Here is a 3,078-nt window from a genome sequence, read left to right on the forward strand (position 1 = left end):
CAAGGCTACGGTCTTAGAGTTTTTTGACATATTGGGAAGAAAGATAGAGTAAAGAGAAGAAGAAAGAAAAGGGCGCATGGCGGATGCCTAAGGCTCTCAGCGGCGAAGAAGGACGCGATAAGCTGCGAAAAGGGTAGGGGAGTGGCACATACATGTTGATCCTACTGTATCCGAATGGGGCAACCCATCCTGAGTAATCAGGATATCCGAAAGGAGGCAAACGGGGGGAACTGAAACATCTAAGTACCCCTAGGAGAAGAAAACAACAGTGATTCCGGCAGTAGTGGCGAGCGAACCCGGAGAAGCCCAAACCAATGCAGTTACGGCTGTGTTGGGGTTATAGGACTACTTATTAGAATTTACTGGAAGCTGAACTGACTGGGAAGTTAGACCGGAGAGGGTGATAGTCCCTTAAGCGTACAAAGTAGAGACGTAGTAGAATCCTGAGTAGGTGGGGACAGGAGGAATCCCCTCTGAAGTCGGCGGCACCATCCGCCAAGGCTAAATACGACTGAGAGACCGATAGTGGACGAGTACCGTGAGGGAAAGGTGAAAAGGACCGGGAGTACCGGGGTGAAATAGAACCTGAAACCATGCGCTTACAAGCGGAGGGAGCCTATGGGTGACCTCGTGCCTTTTGCATAATGAGCCTACGAGTTGTTCTTTTTAGCGAGGTTAATCATTTAAGATGAGCAGCCGAAGCGAAAGCGAGTCTGAATAGGGCGAATAGTTAAAGAGAGCAGACGCGAAACTTGGTGATCTATCCGTGGTCAGGTTGAAGTGTGGGTAACACTACATGGAGGACCGAACCAGTTAACGTTGAAAAGTTTTTGGATGAACTGCGGATAGGGGTGAAAGGCCAATCAAACTGAGAAATAGCTCGTACTCCCCGAAATGTTTTTAGGAACAGCGTTGTGGGGCGTTTATGTCAGGTAGAGCTACTGATAGGATGCGGGGGAGTCAAATCCTACCAAATTCTGACAAACTCCGAATGGGCATAAATAGACACAGCAGTGAGGGCCGGGGTGCTAAGGTCACGGTCCGAGAGGGGAACAACCCAGAGCAACCGCTAAGGTCCCCAAGTATATACTAAGTTGAACAAAGGAAGTCTGACTGCCGAGACAGCCAGGATGTTAGCTTGGAAGCAGCTATACATTTAAAGAGTGCGTAACAGCTCACTGGTCGAGCGGGGCGGGCGTCGATAATAAACGGGCATCAAGTATATCACCGAAGCGTTGCGATAGTAATATCGGTAGGGGAGCATTCTAACATCAGCGAAGTTGTAGCGTGAGCTATGGTGGAGAGGTTAGAAAAGCAAATGTAGGCATAAGTAACGATAATGTATGTGAGAACCATACACACCGTAAAGCTAAGGATTCCTCAGCTATGTCAATCAACTGAGGGTTAGTCGGGGCCTAAGGGGAAGGCGAAGGCCGCACCTGATGGACAGCAGGTTAATATTCCTGCACCTGATACAAGTGTGAATCGTACGGGGTAGGGGAGAGAGTACGAAGTGACGGAAGTCTTCGTTGAGCGGCGTTTACGGACAAAGCGAACTTTTGAACTGGCCTCCAAGAAAAAGCGATGAAACATCAGCTTGTATTAGCCCGTACCGTAAACCGACACAGGTAGCTGGGTAGAATATACCAAGGTGCTCAAGTGAATCACGGTTAAGGAACTCGGCAAATTAGTCCTGTAACTTCGGGAGAAGGGACACTCTGGCGCGAGCTGGAGTCGCAGAGAAATGGCCCAGGCGACTGTTTAACAAAAACACAGGGCAACGCAAAGTGGAGACACTACGTATGTTGCCTGACACCTGCCCGGTGCTGGAAGGTTAAGAGGGGAGCTTAGCGCGAGCGAAGGTTTGAATCGAAGCCCCAGTAAACGGCGGCCGTAACTATAACGGTCCTAAGGTAGCGAAATTCCTTGTCGGGTAAGTTCCGACCTGCACGAATGGTGTAACGATCTGGGCACTGTCTCAACCGTGAGCTTGGTGAAATTGTAGTAGCGGTGAAGATGCCGCTTACCCGTCACGGGACGGAAAGACCCCGTGCACCTTTACTACAACTTTGCGTTGGATATGGGATATGAATGTGTAGGATAGGTGGGAGGCTGAGAAGTGGTTTCGTCAGGGATCATGGAGCCAACGTTGAAATACCACCCTTTTGTATTCTGTGTTCTAACCCCGTTTATCGGGGGACCGCGCATGGTGGGTAGTTTGACTGGGGTGGTCGCCTCCAAAAGAGTAACGGAGGCTTCCAAAGGTTGGCTCAGCACGCTTGGTAACCGTGCGGGGAGTGCAAAAGCACAAGCCAGCTTGACTGTGAGATCGACGGATCGAACAGGTGGGAAACCAGGGTTTAGTGATCCGGTGGTTCTGCATGGGTAGGCCATCGCTCAAAGGATAAAAGGTACGCCGGGGATAACAGGCTGATCTCCCCCAAGAGCTCACATCGACGGGGAGGTTTGGCACCTCGATGTCGGCTCGTCACATCCTGGGGCTGGAGAAGGTCCCAAGGGTTCGGCTGTTCGCCGATTAAAGTGGCACGCGAGCTGGGTTCAGAACGTCGTGAGACAGTTCGGTCCCTATCTGTGATGGGCGTAGGAAGTTTGACGGGGGCTGACCTTAGTACGAGAGGACCGGGTTGGACTCACCGCTGGTGAATCGGTTGTTACGCCAGTAGCATGGCCGAGTAGCTACGTGGGCAACGGATAAGCGCTGAAAGCATCTAAGTGCGAAACCGGCCTGAAGATGAGACTTCCACATAAGGGACGTTATAGACGATGACGTTGATAGGCTGTAGGTGTAAAGATGGTGACATCAAAGCTGAGCAGTACTAATTGCCCAATATCTTCTTTATAAATATTTATTGTATCTTTCTTTCCAATGTCAATGACTTGAGCAATAGCCAAAGAAAATAGTGATTAGTCACGAAGGTCTTGATGGTGGTTACAGGGTGGGTGTTCACCTCTTCCCATTCCGAACAGAGAAGTTAAGCCCCGCTCCGCCGATGATACTGGGATAACACCCGGGAAAGTAGGTAGCCGCCACGATATTAATAACTAAAGCAGTTCCCC

General features: G+C 50.3%; 2 rRNA genes. Both read left to right on the forward strand.

The features are described 5' to 3' along the window. Positions 1-55 precede the first annotated feature (55 nt). Positions 56-2,861, forward strand: a 23S ribosomal RNA gene (locus tag G563_RS0118295). 81 nt (positions 2,862-2,942) lie between these two features. Then, positions 2,943-3,054: ribosomal RNA gene (rrf, locus tag G563_RS0118300) — 5S ribosomal RNA — on the forward strand. Positions 3,055-3,078 lie beyond the last annotated feature (24 nt).

This window comes from Runella zeae DSM 19591, from assembly GCF_000423565.1.
In the GTDB taxonomy this organism is placed as follows: Bacteria; Bacteroidota; Bacteroidia; order Cytophagales; family Spirosomataceae; genus Runella; species Runella zeae.